The following is a 16,228-nucleotide window of genomic DNA, read 5'->3' as shown; positions in this document are numbered from 1 at the left end:
TCAGGTCCGGGTGTGCGTGCAGTCGGTCAGAGCGGCGCAAGTAGGACGGCGCGTGCACAGGCGGGCGGGTGGCCGGTTGAGGTAGAGGCGTTTGAAGTAGATCAACACGAGGTGGGTCCACCAGGCCGGTGCCGCCTCGACCGGGATGGTGACATCCTGGCCCGCGGCCAGGGTCCGCAGGGCGTCAGTGTGGCGGGCGACGGCGTGCTCCAGCAGGGTGCGCAGGTGTTCGTGGGCGGCGGGCCCGGAGGGGAGGGTGAAGCCGAGTGCAGGGGCGAGCTTGGTGACCATGCCGGAGTCGACGGGGATGATGCCGCAGTGGTAGCCGCGGGCGTACAGGGCGGCGCACTGGGCGACCTTGTAGGAGGCTCCGCGCACCTCGCGGGCGAAGGCAGCGATGAAGGCCTTGGCGTCCCAGGCGGCCGGGTCGGTGCCGTCCTTGTCCCAGCGAGCCAGGGTGTCGGCCAGGGAGTAGAGGTAGGTCAGGCGGGCTTCGGTCAGGCCGAGCGGGGCGACCAGGTCGCGGGCCTGGTCGTCATCGAGGTCGGTGAGGGCGTCGAAGCCGATGGTGTCGGCGTGTGCGAGGACGGCCGCGTAGGTGTCGACCATGCGGTAGTTGATCCGGGTGGACCAGCCGGCCGCGAGCATCCGCATGCGCGGGTCGGTGATGGTGGGCGGCCACCAGCGGTTGTGGTCGTGGTTGGCCTCCACCTCGGCGCGTACGTCGTCGAGGGCGGCGGCGCGGGTGACGAACGCAAGGACGCGGTCGTCACTGCGCTTGGTGGGTCTGGTGACGGTCACGGCGCTGCTCCTGGAGCGGGCGAGTGGGTGTGGGTGGCAAGGGCGAGGGCGAGGTTGGAGGAGATCACGGGGATGCGCAGCCGTGCCTGTAGGGCGGCCGCAGCGGTCAGAGTCCGCCAGCCGGTGCACGACAGCACGAGTGCGTCGGCCTCGGCGAGCGCGGCCGGCGGAAGGCCGTCGCACAGCGTGAGGATCTGCGCGGTGGTGATGTGGGGGTAGCCGTCGTCGAGGCCGAGGCTGGCGTGGACGGTTACCTCGATGCCGTGGGCTGCGAGGGCTTCGGCTTCGGTCTGGGCGACTTGCTCGGGGTAGGGGGTGGCCAGTACGACGCTGGCCACGTGGCGCTGGTGCAGGGTGGTGGTGAGGGCGTCGAAGGCCGTGATCACGCCCGGCGGCAGCGCGGGCCCGCCGGTGAAACCGGCGGAGGTGCACGCCAGCACGGTGGCGTCCAACGGCAGATGGCGCAGGGAGTCGACGGCGCTGGCGGAGGCAGCCCGCAGCCCGTGCCAGAAGGAGTCGTCGACGGCGGTCGTGCGGGAGGCCGGCACGAGCCGAGCGTAGTGGAATACCACGCCCGGCTCGCCGAGTTGGGGCAACTCCTCCTCCACCGCCACGTTGGCCCACGGCAGCAGCACGCCCACATGACGCCGCACCGCCGTGCCGGTGACTGCGGGATCAGCGGGCACGGTGGGTGCCGTAGATGACGCGCGGGGCGTGCCCGGTGACGGTGATGTCGGCCGGCGTGCCCACCGGGACGACGGCGCCGGGATCGACGATCTGGATCGCGTAGGAGCCCAAGCGGCGGAACCAGGTGCCGCGCTCGTCGACGAAATAGGCGTGCACGCCGGGAATCTCCAGGCCGGCCGGGTAGACGCGTTCCTTCATCGGCCGGTCCCACAGCTGGTCGATGTCAGCCTTCCAGGTGGCGAAGTGCTCCGCGGACGGCAGTCCCTCCAGGCTCGCCTCTTCCTCCGCGAGCGGAGTGCCTGGGAACGCGCGGGCCAGGCGGACGTTGGTGCGGTGGCACATCAGCCCCGCGTCGTAGATCCGCCGCAGGGCGGTGAGGTTGGCCAGGTGCGTGGCGTGGGTCTCGCCCGGCAGGCCGTAGATCAGGTTGAGACCGGGCAGCAGCTTGGGCAGCCCGTCCGGCCCGCGCTCGGCGCCGGCCTCGTTCACGTGCTCGACGGCGCGCAGCAGGATGTCCTCGGTGCACGTCAGGGTGTTGCGTTCGATCACAGCCGGGTCGAACGACTCGATCCTCATCGGGGCGCAGTTGCCCTCGGTGCAGAACTCGGCGACCGTGGCCGCGATCCGCTTGCCGACCCGCGCTGCCACGGCCAACGGGTCGGCGTTGTCGATGTGCAGCATCTGAAGGTCCGGGCCGAGCTCCCGGATTCCGCCCAGCAGGGCCCGGATCGCCTCCTCGCTGCGGCCCTGGTAGGAGAAGAAGCACGTCTGCTGGCCGAGCCGGAAGTGCCGCACCCCCGCGTCGTACAGTTGCCCGGCCTCGGCCAGGACGTCTTCGACCGCCCGGTGCGCGACCGTCGGCGCCTTGGCCGGCTCGTTGCAAAACCGGCAGAACGCCTTGCGGGTGCAGCCGCGGTACAGCTCCAGCTCGGCGACGGGCGCCCAGGGCATCTGTCCGATCAACTCGGCGAACGAGTCGCGGTCCGTCGCCAGCTGCCCGTACGGGGCGGGCTCGCGGCTCCCCAGGGCCAGGGTGGACGCGGTGACGGTGTGGGTGTGGACCGCGTCGAACAGCCCAGCCCAGGAAGCAGGCTCCGACAGGGCCCACGTGGCCATCGGACCAAGCAGGTAACGGCGGCCCCGCACGCAGGCCATCGCGCGGGCGATGTCGTCCTGTCCGGCGTTGACGGCGTGCAGGTGCACCGACGGGACCTTGTCGCCCGCCACCACGACCACCATGTCGGCGTCGCGCAGCAGCTCCACCGCCTTGTCGCGGTTGACGGTCGCCGAGTACGTCAGCCGGTCGCTCAGCGGCGGCTCCACCGCGGGGCGGCCGCCGGCCAGGCACCAGCGGACATCGTCGATCGTCACGTACTTCACCTCGGCGTCGGGCCTGGCCCGGCGCAGGGCCGCATACGCCTGCCGCACGTATGCGGACAAGTAAGGGGGAACGCCCAGGCCGCTGGGCTCGACGGTGTAGCAGTCCAAGATCATTACAGGGGCGGTCACCGAGACTCCTCTCCAGTACCAGCTGATCGGGCCGGGCCGTCCGCACCGACGCGGGCGGCCCGCTCCACCTGGCTCACACGAACGCCCTCGGCCGGAAGCCGGGTCATGAGCGTGTCAACATCCTTGTTCAGGACCGCTGTTCGGGCGGAGGGAAAGTTCAGTCAAGCTCCGCGTGCGCGCCCCCGGAAGAGGGGAAGATGTAGTCCTCCGTAGTCCCGCGTAGTCCAGGGACGGGGTGACGGGATGACGCCTGCACCGCACGCACAGCACCTCGCGTACCTGATCAGCTCAGCCTGCCGGGAACGTGGCTGGGGACCGACCCAGCTGGCACGTGCTGTCGGCCGGGCCGAGGGCAGCGGACCCGACCGATTACAACGTCAGTACGCGCGCAAGTGGATGACCGGCGAACGTACGCCCGACTACTGGTGGCCCTACGTCGCCCGCGTCCTTGAACTCGACCCCGACGCCAGAGGCGTCCCGCAACCGCCCCTCACACCGGCCCCCGCCGATACCGTGGCCTCAGTCATCCAGCTGGGAAGGAGCGACCTCGAGGTGGACCGCCGGAAGTTCCTCACCGCGTCCAGCGGCTACGTCCTCGCCGCCCTCGGCCTGCCCGACCCCGACAGCATCACCCGTCGTGTCCACAGCGCACCCGCTGGAGCCGTCCGCGTCGGGCGTGGCGAAGTGGCCGCCGTCAAGATCATGGTGAAGAGCCTCGGCGACTCCGCATCCGAGCTCGGCGGCGGACACGCGCGCCACCTTGCCGTGCGCTACCTCACGGAAGACGTCGCACCGTGGCTGAACGGCAAGTACACGGAGGCCACTGGCAGAGAGCTGTTCGCTGCCGCTTCCCAGCTCGCCCACCTCGCCGGCTGGATGGCGCAGGACGAAGGCGACTCCCCCGAGCTTCAAGGCCTCGCCCAGGGCTACTACGCCCACGCCTACGGGCTCGCCGCCGAAGCCGGCGACCGCGAACTCGCAGCCACCGCCTTGCGAGGGCTCGCGGTCCACTGCATCGACCTGGGCTACCACGCCGAAGCCGTCCAGCTCAGCGAAGCCTGCGTCACCTACGGACGCGACCTCGACAATCCGCGCGCCGTGGCCTACTACAACGCCACACTGGCCAATGCCGCCGCTCAGGACAACGACCGTCGCCTTGCCTCCCAGCACCTCGCCCTTGCCGAAACCGCCATCGGCCGCCCCCAGAGCGGCCCCACCGACTCCTGGGCCGCCCACTACTCCCCAGGCCGCTGGGCCCACGAAACCGGCATGATCCTCAACCGCCTCGGCGACCTCACCGCAGCCGAGGAACACCTTCTCCTCGCCCTCAACTTCCACGGGGTCGACCGCCGACGTACCCGCGCCATCGTCACAGCCGACCTCGCGGGGGTCCGCCTGCGCCGAGGAGATACGGACGGCGCTCTCACGACGTGGTCCGAGTTCCTCGACTGCACGGAGGGCATCCGCTCCGTCAAAGTTCGCTCGGCCGTTCAGGACATGTCCGTTCGACTACGCCGCCTCCCGAACAATCCCAAAGCACAAGAACTCAGAAGTCGCGCCGCAGCCCTCGCTTGAGACCAGTCCCGGCCGGCGCCATCCCGCAATGGAGCCGGTGTCCTATGCGAGCACCAGCCGCCAGCGCCGAAATGCCCAGTGCGTGTCCCCGTCCCAGGACTGCAAGATGGAGAGGCTACGGGAGCAGGTAGTCCAGGAGCTTTTCGACGATGCGGTGATCGGCGAGGAGCCGTTCCGTCTGCTGGAGCAGGATGGTGTCGCCGAGCTCGGTCAGGTGGACACCGTCGCTCCACAGACCAGTTGGTTCGCCGGTGAGGTGCTGCGCGGCGGCCGTGTTGTAGCGGGCGAGCTCAGCGTTCATGGCCGTGACGGTCTTGGGGTCCTCGATCGGGCCGAACGGGGTTTCGGAGACGACTACGATCCGGCGGGAGTATCCGCTGAGTTGGTTGAGCATCCCGGTCAGGTGCCGGGTGTACTCGTCGGGGTCGACCGCCTCGTGCATCCGGCTCTGGAAGCGGCGCCAGACGTCGTTGATGCCGCATCCGAGAACCTGCCCCTGCCGAAGACCTCATCCGCCCTGGTGGGAGGCGCTGTGGTGGCGTGCCGGGAACTGCGGGAACAAGACCGACCGTGCTGCTGCGACTGACGTATCTCGCTGTGACGAACGCGTTCGCGATGCTGCGCCTGCTGCCGATGAGCGACCACGGCAAGGACATCGAGATCGTAGCCCTGCGCCATCAGCTCGTGGTCCTGGAACGCCAACTGGCAAGGAGAGAGCACGGTTCGCCCCGGGCGACCGGGCGTTCCTGACCGCGCTGCTGCACCGTCTCCCGCGGTGCGGCTGCTGGTGGGCCCGGACACGGTACCGCGTCGGCACCGCGACCTGCTCGCGCGCCGGCACGCGGCCTGTTCCCGGCCCAGGGGCCCGGGCCGGCCCCGCACCGTCCGCTCCGTCCCCCTCCTGGTGCTGCGCCCGGCCCGGGAGAATCCCCGTTGGGGCTACCGGAGAGTGCACGGTGAATTGCTCGTGCTGGGGATCGAGGTGGCCGCTTCCACGGTATGGCCAGATCCTGAAGGAGGCCGGGTTCCATCCCGCGCCCGAACGGAGTTCCAGCACATGGGCCGACTTCCCGCGTTCCCAGGCCGACGCTTTGCTGGCCTGCGACTTCTTCGAGACGGTCACTCTGACCGGGGCGCGGCTGTACGTTCGCGGTGATTGAGCACGCCAGCCGCCGGATCCGGGTCCTGGGTGCCACCGCGCACCCGTCCGCGGCCTGGGTGGTCCAGGCCGCCAGGAACCTCGTCATGGATCTCGAGGATACCGGCGGCCGGGCCCGGTTCATGATCCGCGACCGCGACGGGAAGTACCCGCCCTGTTCGGCACCGTCCTCAAGGACGCGGGGATCGAGGTCGTACTCAGCGGGAGCCGGATACCGCGCATGAACGCGCTCATGGAACGGTGGGTGCAGACCTGCCGACGCGAACTGCTGGACCGCACCCTGGTCTGGAACCAGCACCGTCTGCTCCACGCCCTGCGCGGGTTCGAGCAGCACTACAACTCCCACCGGCCCCACCAGGGCATCGCAGGCGCCCGGCCACCGCACCCGCTGCCCACGCCGATCACCGACCCGGACGACATCGCCCGCCTCGACGTACGACGACGCGACCGCCTCGGCGGAATCCTCCACGAGTACCGGCATACGTCCTGACCTGTATGGACGAAGTTTCCGGCAAGGGCAGGTCCATCTAGCCCCATCCTCCGCACATGGGGGAAGAGATCGATTGCCGACTGGCGGCGACGGCAGTATCTCACGATGTGGACGCCCGACCGGAGTGTGAAATCGCCGCATACGAAGGCGAATTGGGCATTCGATCTTCACTCTCCCGAGTGACGTGCGGAGGATGGGTCTAGCCGGACGGCAAACCCAGCTTGTCGAAGAACGCCCTGTTCCGCTCCGTGGCCGAGTTGACCAGCCCGTCGAAGCTCATGACCTCGATGTACGCCTTCGCGGAGTCATTGAAGCCGAAGTACCCGAGGCCGTCGTGGGTCGGCCGCAGGTTCGAGATCTCGCACCGCTCGATCATCCTGTCCGTGAGATCGGCAATGATGTAGCAGAACGCCGGTGGCTCGTGGGTCGGCGGGATCGGCCTCCCGGTCGCGGTCAGCACTCCCCCGGCTCGGATCCTCTTGACGTAGTCCAGACACTGCTGGATGGGGTTCTTGTCCTCGGTGGCGTCCTTGCGCATCGGGCGCTTGATCTCGACCACGACGATCGACGGCAGGGGCAGCTTCTGCCCCTCCGCGGCGAGCACCGGAGAGTCGATGAGCCGGGTCGCGAGGATGTCGGGCTCCTTCGTGGACTCGGACCCCGTGACCGGCATGCTCTTCAGCGTCTTGTCGGAAGCGAGGTAGTCGTGGAAGGCGAGCCTCTCGTCGATGATCCACAGGTTCGACCCGTCGGAGGCGAGCTCGTTGGACTCCGTCCGCATCGGGACGATCAGCGAGTGGATCGCGTCCTCCCGGCTGTACTTCCCGTCCTTGTCGGCGCGGATCAGACGCCCGAGCAGATCCAGCACCGTGCGGCGGCGCGAGACGTACGCGGCCAGATCCGACTGGTTGATCTCGCTGACAGTGGCGAGGTAGGCGGCGAGCCGCTCCGCGTAGTCCTCGGCCGGCTCCGCCTCGGCCTCCGCGAAGATCTCCTGCCCCTGCACGAACGCGTCGGACTCGATCTTCTGCAGGTGCCGGTGGAGTTGGAGCTCGAGGTCCTGGTCCTTGACCGACGGGTCGACCGTGATGCCGCGCTCCTCGATCTTGGCGAGCACGGGCCGGTACCGCGGCGCGCGCTTGGTCACGAAGTCGTGCACGCGCTGCTTCCCCTGCTCGCGGGCCGACTCGAGCGGGTCCTTCAGGATCTTCGCAACCTCTTCGAGGACAGCGTCGCGGATGTCATCGAGCGAGAGGTCGTCGACGAGCGGCTGCCCGGCGATGCGGTCGCTGATTTCGAAGGCCGTCCGGTCGGCGCGGACGCGCTCGTCGAGGAAGTCCGAGGTCAGGTAGCACGCGTAGACGAACTCGCCGGAGGTTTCGTCCACGAGCTTGCCGTGGAGCCCGGGCACCTTCCCGCTCAGGTTCTCCTCAATGACGACGCGGCTCGCCGCGCACCAGTGGAGGCGGGGGACGGAGTTCCGCGCGGTGGCCTTCAGGCGGAGGTTCAGCATGTGGAATTTCTGGCCCTTGACCTCGATCGTCGACGACGTCATCGCCGAGTCGACGAACTCGTCCATCAGGTCGGCCAGCGACACCGTCTCGTCGTCGTCCGCGATCGTCACTACGGGTGCACCGCCGGGCCGGAGGAAGTACCAGATGCAGTGCTCGAACACCTCGCGCGCGATAGCGTCGACGCCCTTCGGTGCGTGCTGCTGGAACGATTTCTTGAAGCCGTCGAGTCTGACGACCGCTCCCGGGCGGGCGAACCCGTCGGCCTCTCCGTCCTGCTCGACCTCACGCTCGACCGAGAACCTGAACTGGCGTCCTCGGAGCTGCCCGTCGTCGTCCTTGTATGCGCTGCGGACCGACACCCGGTCGAAGGCTTTGAGCCACAGGAGCCGGCCGATGCCCCGGCATCCGAGATCGGACTTGAAGTCACTGTCCAAGGTCTCGAACGAAGACATGTTCTGCTCCGTGAACCCCACGCCGTCGTCGGCGACGGTGAAGCCGACGATCGGCTTCATGGGCGTGCGGCCTGGTCCCGCGGGGCCGAAGTCGAGCTCCGCCTGGGAGTCGCGGTGAACCCTCACGTCGATCCGGCCGGGCGCGTCCGTTCCCTCGCTCCGTGCATCGATCGCCTGAATGCCGTTCACGATCGCCTCGAGGAGGGGCAGGAGTGCGTGGCTCTTAGGCAAGCTGGTATTCCGAACGCGACCCGTCAAGGACGTTGTCAGCGCCATGACTCCCCCTCTCGATGATGGTCGCTCGCCAGCCTATCGGCGCGCACCGGCATACGTGGATGAAGGCGACCCACGGTGGGGTTCCAATGTATTGCGGTGACCAGGGACGATGAGGGAGCGCCCAGTGGTGGATTCCACGCTATGAGTGATCATCTTCCGGGTCCGTGGGCGGACTTCGCCCGATCCGGGGGTTTGCCGACCGGCCGGGCATGACCGCCCCGCCGAGGGGCCAGGCTCCCGCTCGTGACCGCACCCGATGATGTCCACCACCTGCCCACCGGCGCCCGCCAGGTCCTCGACGACCTGCGCCACCAGGAAAAAGACCTGGAAGAACGCCTCGCCGCGGTGCGCGAGCGGCTGTCGGCCGGACAGGCAGTCCCGGCCCCGGTCGAGCGCCGGCACTCCCTGTCCGCCGGCCCGGACGCGGAGGCAGCCGCCGGCGACGGCCCGGCCGTGGCCCCGGGCCGTACACGGCCGGCGATGACCGAGCGGATCGCGCTGCTGCCGGCCCAGGACCCGGCCCGCACCTGGAGCCCGGAGCAGGCCCACCAGGCCCCTGATGCGCCGCTGACCGGCGCGTACTCCGGCACGTCCCGGCCGGAAAAGCGCGGCCGCCTGGTCCGGGTGGACCACGGCGCCCACCGCGCGGCCCCGCCGGCCGGGCGAGGGTGAACCACCCGTGCTGGACCGGCAGTCCGTCCCGGAACCAAGTGTGCTCGACTGGCACACTGGTGTCCGCGACCGCATCGACGCCTACACTCAGGCCGCCGCAGATGCCGGCCAGGGGTTGCTGTGGGAGCGGATCACCACCACGCTGCGCAAGACCATCACGCGCGCCGACCCCCTCAGTGCACCCATGGCCCGCACCCTGGCCACCGCCCTGTGGCAGGTCGCCGTCCTCGCCGACAGCCACGACCCGGGCCGGGGCGAGCAGGTGAGGATGGCCGAGGAAACCTCCGGCCCTCCGCCCAGAGACCACACACCGCGTTCGTCAAGGACCGTTACCCGTCCCGACCCTGCGACACCCGCCGAGCGCCCCAGCAACTCACCGACTGCAGCCGCGGCCGCTGTCGCCCTCCGTCCGATCCCCGCACTGGCCATCCAAGCCGGGGGCGCCGTCGCCGCTTCGATCGCCGCACACCGCGCAGGACTGGCTCGCAAGGCGGCAGCCGGTGCCGAGCAGGCACCGCGCTCACCCCACAGCGGCCGCGAACCAGGAGGCGCTGGTGGGCGGGGATGCCGATGCCCTGACCCAAGGGCGCTTCGGCCCCCGGGGAACCGGACGACGGGCCGACGCTGCCGGAGCCCCCGAGGCCGCCTCACTCCCCTGCCGGCCGATCCCGCCGGAATCCATGCCGCGAACCGCCCGTCCCAGCAACGCCGCGATCCAGCATCACGGCCGTCGCCGTCGAGGATGTACGCCTTGACAAGGAGATCACTGAAGGCACCGGCGGCGCGAGGACCCCGTCATCCACGAACACGTGCAGCGTCAACGTCGCCGCTCACCGCTCACACGTACCCCAGCAGATGTCGGGGCCGGGCCACGGGCCACGCGAGACGTCGGCGCGGCCCGCTCGCACTGCCGTACAGGCGCAGGTTCATACGTTCTCCACCGCGGATCGCGCGGTCTGGCCGGCCGGGGGCCCGGGGTCCCGGCACCGAGGCCGCGGCGAGAAAGGCGCTGAAGGCCCAGCGGCATGAGGCGAACGAACGGAACCGGCTGGTGTCAATGGCCAAGGAAGCGCGCCGAGGTGACTCATCAGTACACGAACGAGACTCGCCAGGGACACCGACAAGACACCGACTGATGCCGGTGCACCTCTCAGAGTCCCGCGCACGTCCCCACGGTGGCTCGTACGCGGCCTGGCAGTGCCGCACTGGAGTCGCACACAGAGCCTTCGGAGGACTCACCTGTGCAGGGATGCCGGGTGGCGCCTCCCAGGAGACACGACCGGGGCACCACAGGGACGCCGGCGCGGCTGCGCGACGTCCAACGAGTGCAGGAGTCCGGTATGACCGCCTCGCCGTGCCTGGCTGAACTCGGCCGGAGGGCCGGCGCGAGCGAGCGGACCCTGTCCAGGCTGCTCGGCGACGAGCTGGGGATGGGCTACACGGCCTGGCGCACACAGCTCCGCCTGCACCGGGCGGCCCTGCTCCTCGCCGAGGGACGGACCGTCACACAGGCGGCCGCGGTCTGCGGGTTCTCCTCGCCCAGCGCCTTCGCCAGCGCGTTCAGGGCCGCCTTCGGACGGACTCCCGGGTCGTTGTACAGATAGCCGGCAAGCCGCGAGCGACGACCATCCCGCCCCCGAGGGCCACTCCGGACGAGGTGCGTCGATGCGGAAAATCAGGACCTCTACGGCCATCCGAACCAGAGCTCCGGGGTGCGATTCCGTTCGTTTACGAGGCTCTCATCACATTATCGTTTAAGAGTAGTGACCCGGAGGAGTGCGTATCAGTAACTTGGTGCACTCGTTTATGAGGCAAACATCATCCCTGCAAAACCAGCGCGAACGGGCCAATCCGCTGCGATCGCCACATGCTCACCAACGGCCGACTTCCGACGGCACACGTCGGTCAAACTCGATGTAGAGGGCGAGGGAAAGAGTGCGTGATGCTTCCACGCAAGCCAGCACCTCGGACACCGAACACATCAACGGTCTACACGGTTGAGGTCCGCTTGCTACAGGCTGCGAACCGCCTACGACGTCCTCCGCGACCAGGTCGCGCCGCGTCCCATGGATCCGTCGTTCTTCGTCTCGCGCACCCGTCGACGCTTGATCTACGCGGTCGTCGTCCCCACGTTCCGGCAGATGGTGACCGGTTCCGGCGCCGGGACCGATGCCCCCAACCCGCCCCGGCCGCACGTCTGGAAGCGGCGGCCGGGGAGGAGCCCGTCACGACACCGGACCCGGCCCGTCAGGCCGGCGCCGTCGACCGGTCCCCCGAGCCGTCCCCGGCTGGCCGGGGACGGCCGACGCGGAGCGCGGACTGCGCGGTGACCAGGGCGAGCCACTGCGCCTCGGTGACGACGGGCCACGTACGAGGACCCATGCGGCCACGCAGCCCGATCAGATCGGCGGTCCGGCCCTCAGCGGCCTTGATCGCCTGCGGCGGGCTGAACGGGTCGGCCGCCACGACGAACACCCCCGCGAAGACGCGGGCCCGCTCCGGGTGCCGGAAGTGATCCCGCAGCCGGGCGCCGACGCCGCCGTCGCGGTGGGCCTTGCCCAGCCAGCGCAGCCGTCCGTCGGCGTCGACCGCCAGGTACAGCCCGGCGAGTACCTCGTCCAGCACCGCGAGGGACTCCTCACGGTGCTGGACGAGGCCGCAGCGGACGGGCCATCCGCCGAGCGCGAGGGGCCCCAACGCCGTCCACGCATGACGAAGCGCTCGCGCGTCGACCACCGGTCCGGCGACCGGTACCGGGCAGCAGTCGTCGATCACAGTTCCCACACCGCCGCTCCCGCCTGGTCCAGCAGCTCGACGACCTTCGTCCACTCCTTCTTGATCTCGTTGATGTCCTTCACGTACAGCTTCTGGACCTCGGGCGGTTCTTCCTCGGCGCTGGCTTCCTTGCGGGAGCGCACGGCGTCCTGGATGTGCCCCAGGAGCCGCTCGATCTGCTCGGAGGCGGTGGCGACGGCGTCGGCGCTGTTGTCGACCTGGGTGGTCAGCGCCGCGCGCAGGCGGGTCATGCGGGTGAGCGCGTCCTCCGGGATCTCGTCCTCGACCTCGACGGAGACCTCGCCGCTCTCGTCGGCGGTGTCCTCGTCCGTGCCGCCGTCGGAGTCGTCCGAGGGCGGCACGTCCTTGCCCTTGCCGTTGGCGGCGGACGTCTTGGGGAACGTGACGTCGAACCAGTTCTTGTCGGCCAGGACGTTCTCGCGCGGGTGGCCGTGGGCATCGGGCGCCCAGAACGTGCCGGGTGCCTGGCCGTCGACGCCAGCAGAGGTATCAGGGGCGCGCAGGACCGACTCCGCGAACGCGCACAGCAGTTCGCGGGTGACGCCCTCGGGCGGGCTGGTGTAGGCGTTCACCAGGGCCAGAACCGCATTGGAGGGGGGACGCCGCACGCCCTTGCGGTCCTCGCTCTTCTCCGAACCCTGGCCGGAGGTGATGAACGGCTCGGGCGCGTTGATCAGGCCGGGCAGCAGGTGCCTGCGCACCAGGATCTCCCAGGCCGCGGCGTCCCCCTGGCGGCAGGCGTTCATCAGCGAGGTGAGGCTGCGCGCATCCAGCCGCACCCCGAACTGCACGTTGCGCGCGCTGAACGCGCTCTTGGCAGCGAGCAGGTTGCCGCGGTTGGCGAAGTGCTGGGCGACCACGGCCGCCCACACCTCCGTCCGGCGTTCGGCCTTGGGCCCGTTCGACTGGCTCCACGGTGCTTCCTGCAGGGCGCCGCGCACCACCGGCCAGTACCGGCCGGTGGGCATATGCGCCCGCGGCGGCAGGTTCTCCGGGCGCGGCGGGACCGGCGGGAACAGCATCACCGTGGTGCAGCGGATGGCCACGTCGCGCAGCGTCATCGGGCTCACCTCGTCGCCCGGAGACAGCAGCACGGCGAGCACGTCCAACGCCCGGGCTCCGACCAGGGCATCGGCGATCGCGCCCACGTCCAGGGCGCTTGCCGCGATCCGCTCCTGGGCGACCTCCTTGGCGAGCAGCTCACCGAGCAGCCCCTTGGCCTGGTAGGCCTTGACCAGGGTGGACCACAGGCCCAGACCACGGTCCTCGCTGTCGTAGCCCAGCTGGCCGCGCAGGTGGTCATGCACGTTCAGCTGGCGCAGCGACTCCTCCAGCCGCTCCGGAGTCCGGGCGCCGACCACGACACGGGCGGGAACCTGGGCGATCCGCTGCGCCCGGTCGGCCCGCTCCTCCAACTCGTGGCCGGGGACGGCGTATGCGGTGTTGAACAGGGTGCTGATCCGGCGCAGGATCTCGCCCAGCCCAACCAGGACCAGCCGCCGGTTCTCCTCTTCGTCCGGCAGCCGCAGCACCGACTGCGGTACACCGGTCAGCATCTGCTGCGCCTCCAGCCCATAGGCCTGCAGCCGGGCGTCGCCCCGGTTGTTGCCGGTGACATGGAAGCCCCGCCAGGGGGATACGACAGATCCGTCCCGGCCGGTCATCGGGACCTGCTGCAGGACCACCACGGTGGAGTCCCGCTGCCCCTCGTGAACCAGGGACTCGATCAGGTCGTAGGAGCGCTGCCGTCCGCGCTCGCGCAGCTTGTCCACGGCGTACTGCTGCAACGCACCAGCCACGTCAGAGCGGACCTGCTCCGTGATCAGCGCGGCGAGCGGCACACCGTCCTCGACCACGGCACGCACCGTCGGCAGCGGCCGCCGCCAGCCCAGCGCCTTCTCCCTCAGCTTGAGCTCCTTCTCCGCACGGGCGAGCTCGTTCTCGGCGTCGCGGACCGCGGCCACCGCCGCGTCCTTCTCCGCCAGCGGCGCGGTCATCGCCAACCGACGCTGCGCGTCCTTCGCCCGGGCCACGGCGACCTTCAGCCCGGCCGCCTTCCGCTGCTGGTCGACGAGTTCCTCGAAACGGACGAGGTTCTCCGGGGTGGGGTGCAGCCAGTCGCTGCGCGTGCGGTCGTTCAGCGGCCAGGGCAGCGTCGCCGCGCCGTGCAGTTCCACCCTCAGCAGCAACAGCGCGTCGTCGGTGTCCCGGGCCTCGACCTGGTAGGCGGTGGGGCGCAGGTAACGGCTCCCGTCGCGGCGGCGTTCGATGACACGCTTGGCCTCGCCCCGGCCGAGCGCCGGGGCGAGCGCCTCCAGCACTGCCCGTCGGGGCACGGGCGCGACGCCCTCGGCCGCGCAGGTGTTGGTGATGGCCTCGTAGAGATACTCTGCCCAGTCGGGGTGGGTCGGGTACGGAAACAGCCCCTCCGGGGCCTTACTGGTCGACATGAGAGACAGACAGTCCTTCTCCGGGAGCCCTTGTGACCCCGGGTGCGACTGAACGCATCCGGCGGCGTCGGGTGCGGCACGCACCCGAACCACAGACGCTCCTTTCCACGGAGCACCGGCGAGGGCCGCCGTCACCGCCACGAGCCCCACAGCGCGTACCAGCGAAGACCGTCTGCCCCTTCGAGTCCACCACCGGAGACTGTGCACGCCACCGGCAACCCCCCTGAAACGGCAGGGGCCTCCGCGGCGCACGGCTCACGCCCACTCCGCCGACGGCGGCACGGGGCTGGAAGGTCGTCGAGACCACTGACATGCCCTATCAGGGTGTCAGATACCAAGTAATTCATACAAGTTGGCTGATAGACGCGCGTAGACGGACAAGATCACACATTGGCCTGCGACTTCTTTGAGACGGTCACGCTGTCCGGGGCGCGGCTGTACGTCTTCGCTGTCATCGAGCACGCCAGCCGCCGGATCCGGGTCCTGGGCGTCACCGCGCACCCGACCGCCTCCTGGGTGGCACAGGCCGCGAAGAACCTCGCCATGGACCTCGAGGACGCCGGCTGCCGGGCTCGCTTCATGATTCGGGACCGCGACGCGAAGTACCCCGCCCTGTTCGACATCGTTCTCGCGGACGCCGGGATCAAGGTCGTGCTCAGCGGGATCCGCATGCCGCGCATGAACTCGCTCATGGAACGCTGGGTGCAGACCTGCCGACGTGAACTCCTCGACCGTACATTGATCTGGAACCAGCGCCACCTGCTCCACGCCCTGCGCGAGTTCGAACAGTTCTACAACGGACACCGGCCCCATCAGGGCATCGCGAACACCGCCCCCACTGCGCCCGCTGCCCGCACCCATCGCCGATCCGGAGAAGATCACCCGCCTCGACATACGCCAGCACGAACGGCTCGGCGGCATCCTGCACGAGTACCAGCATGCGGCGTGACCAGCATGGATGGGGTTTCCGGCAAGCGCAAGGTCGGGTTCGCTGTGGTGGGCTGGGTCCAGGAGCAGCGGCTGTTCGCGGTCCAGGTCGTCGACTGATGTGCGGGCGCGGGTTCCGCCTATGAGCGGGAACTGGCTGCCCTTGGCGCGGCCTTCCCGGACACCGTTGTAGCGGGCTCCACCGCTGTTGCAGTGTCTGCAGGCGATGCGGTAGTTCGACACGTCGTAGGCCAGCCACCAGTAACCCGGGTGGCCGGGCACGTCGAGTACTTCGGATTTCGGCCGGTAGTGGTCGACGGTGATGTCCGCGCGCACGATGAGGGTCTCGCAGTACCAGCCTCTTCCACCAGGGAAGCAGACAGGGTGTCAGCTGGACGGCAGCCCCAACTTGTCGAAGAAGGCCCGGTTCCGCTCCGTGGCTGAGTTGAGGAGCTTCGGATAGAGACCTTGTCGAACGCTTTGAGCCACAGCAGGCGTCCCACGCCACGGCAACCAAAGTCGGCCTTGTGGTCGCTGTCCAGCGTCTCGAACGACTTCATGTTCTCCGGGGTGAAGCCCACCCCATTGTCTTCGATGCTGAAGCCGACGATGGGCTTCAACGCCACCCGGCCAGGGCCAGCAGGCACGAGATCGAGCTGCTCCTGCGGGCTCCGATGGATTCTGACGGTCAGACGGCCACGCTCGATGTCGTCCTTGAATCGGGCGTCGATTGCCTGAATGCCGTTCACGACGGCTTCAAGAACAGGCAGGAGAGCATGGCTCTTCGGCAAGCTGGTGTTCCGTACCCGGCCAGCCAGTGACGTAGTCACTGAGGTTGAACTCGCTATGGCGGGTGGGGATCTGACGTTTCATGATTGTTGCGGTATGCCGGAGGTATGCGGTATGCGCAGGGCGGTGGG

The 16,228-nt window shown here is 69.4% G+C and carries 11 protein-coding genes and 2 pseudogenes; 6 read left to right on the top strand and 7 right to left on the bottom strand.

The window, feature by feature from the left end:
* Genes ACWD3C_RS43235 through ACWD3C_RS43225 form a run of 3 tightly spaced genes read right to left on the bottom strand, consistent with a single transcriptional unit; the run spans window position 1 to window position 2,997 of the window.
* A complete protein-coding gene (locus tag ACWD3C_RS43235; RefSeq protein WP_451153366.1) occupies window positions 1-801 on the bottom strand; it encodes a hypothetical protein in 801 nt (266 codons plus the stop codon).
* On the bottom strand, window positions 798-1,487 hold the full coding sequence (locus tag ACWD3C_RS43230; protein WP_451153364.1) for an aspartate racemase/maleate isomerase family protein: 690 nt from the start codon (window positions 1,485-1,487) through the stop codon (window positions 798-800). The genes ACWD3C_RS43235 and ACWD3C_RS43230 overlap by 4 nt, the downstream gene beginning before the upstream one ends.
* Window positions 1,477-2,997, bottom strand: coding sequence for a radical SAM protein (locus ACWD3C_RS43225; protein ID WP_451153362.1), 1,521 nt, complete (start codon window positions 2,995-2,997; stop codon window positions 1,477-1,479). Before ACWD3C_RS43225 ends, ACWD3C_RS43230 begins: the two co-directional genes overlap by 11 nt.
* Before the next feature lie 396 nt (window positions 2,998-3,393).
* On the opposite strand from ACWD3C_RS43225, the gene ACWD3C_RS43220 reads away from it, so the two are divergent.
* Window positions 3,394-4,572, top strand: a complete 1,179-nt coding sequence (locus ACWD3C_RS43220) for a tetratricopeptide repeat protein (protein WP_451153360.1) — start codon at window positions 3,394-3,396, stop codon at window positions 4,570-4,572.
* 115 nt (window positions 4,573-4,687) lie between these two features.
* On the opposite strand, the gene ACWD3C_RS43215 is transcribed toward ACWD3C_RS43220, so the two are convergent.
* A complete protein-coding gene (locus tag ACWD3C_RS43215; RefSeq protein ID WP_451153358.1) occupies window positions 4,688-5,014 on the bottom strand; it encodes a hypothetical protein in 327 nt (108 codons plus the stop codon).
* A gap of 128 nt (window positions 5,015-5,142) precedes the next feature.
* On the opposite strand from ACWD3C_RS43215, the pseudogene ACWD3C_RS43210 reads away from it, so the two are divergent.
* Window positions 5,143-6,221, top strand: a pseudogene (locus ACWD3C_RS43210) (integrase core domain-containing protein).
* A 199-nt stretch (window positions 6,222-6,420) separates the two neighbouring features.
* On the opposite strand, the gene ACWD3C_RS43205 reads toward ACWD3C_RS43210, so the two are convergent.
* Window positions 6,421-8,418: an ATP-binding protein gene (locus ACWD3C_RS43205; RefSeq protein WP_451153356.1), complete on the bottom strand. Its 1,998-nt coding sequence runs from the start codon at window positions 8,416-8,418 to the stop codon at window positions 6,421-6,423.
* 288 nt (window positions 8,419-8,706) lie between these two features.
* On the opposite strand from ACWD3C_RS43205, the gene ACWD3C_RS43200 reads away from it, so the two are divergent.
* Complete coding sequence (locus tag ACWD3C_RS43200; protein ID WP_451153354.1) at window positions 8,707-9,135, top strand: hypothetical protein; 429 nt, start codon at window positions 8,707-8,709, stop codon at window positions 9,133-9,135.
* Window positions 9,136-10,475: 1,340 nt separating this feature from the next.
* Window positions 10,476-10,739, top strand: a complete 264-nt coding sequence (locus tag ACWD3C_RS43195; RefSeq protein WP_451153352.1) for a helix-turn-helix domain-containing protein — start codon at window positions 10,476-10,478, stop codon at window positions 10,737-10,739.
* Between the two features lie 643 nt (window positions 10,740-11,382).
* Here the strand turns inward: ACWD3C_RS43195 and ACWD3C_RS43190 are convergent.
* Together ACWD3C_RS43190 and ACWD3C_RS43185 are read right to left on the bottom strand one after the other, a co-directional pair.
* Window positions 11,383-11,919, bottom strand: a complete 537-nt coding sequence (locus tag ACWD3C_RS43190) for a hypothetical protein (protein ID WP_451153350.1) — start codon at window positions 11,917-11,919, stop codon at window positions 11,383-11,385.
* The gene (locus ACWD3C_RS43185; protein ID WP_451153348.1) at window positions 11,907-14,381 is read right to left on the bottom strand and encodes a hypothetical protein; all 2,475 of its coding nucleotides are present in this window, start codon (window positions 14,379-14,381) and stop codon (window positions 11,907-11,909) included. Before ACWD3C_RS43185 ends, ACWD3C_RS43190 begins: the two co-directional genes overlap by 13 nt.
* A gap of 381 nt (window positions 14,382-14,762) precedes the next feature.
* Here ACWD3C_RS43185 and ACWD3C_RS43180 point away from each other — a divergent pair.
* Both ACWD3C_RS43180 and ACWD3C_RS43175 read left to right on the top strand, forming a co-directional pair.
* Window positions 14,763-15,330: pseudogene (locus tag ACWD3C_RS43180) on the top strand (integrase core domain-containing protein); the annotation flags it as partial.
* Between the two features lie 505 nt (window positions 15,331-15,835).
* On the top strand, window positions 15,836-16,129 hold the full coding sequence (locus ACWD3C_RS43175; protein WP_451153346.1) for a hypothetical protein: 294 nt from the start codon (window positions 15,836-15,838) through the stop codon (window positions 16,127-16,129).
* The last annotated feature ends 99 nt before the right edge of the window (window positions 16,130-16,228 follow it).

It is taken from the genome of Streptomyces sp. NPDC002845, assembly GCF_053591955.1.
This window is presented reverse-complemented; position numbering and strand designations above follow the sequence as displayed.

What these genes read in the sequence shown, in the direction of transcription:
- ACWD3C_RS43220 (WP_451153360.1), top strand. Translation starts at nt 3,394, where the DNA reads ATGACCGGCGAACGTACGCCCGACTACTGGTGGCCCTACGTCGCCCGC.
- ACWD3C_RS43215 (WP_451153358.1), bottom strand. Translation starts at nt 5,014, where the DNA reads ATGCACGAGGCGGTCGACCCCGACGAGTACACCCGGCACCTGACCGGG.
- ACWD3C_RS43195 (WP_451153352.1), top strand. Translation starts at nt 10,476, where the DNA reads ATGACCGCCTCGCCGTGCCTGGCTGAACTCGGCCGGAGGGCCGGCGCG.
- ACWD3C_RS43185 (WP_451153348.1), bottom strand. Translation starts at nt 14,381, where the DNA reads ATGTCGACCAGTAAGGCCCCGGAGGGGCTGTTTCCGTACCCGACCCAC.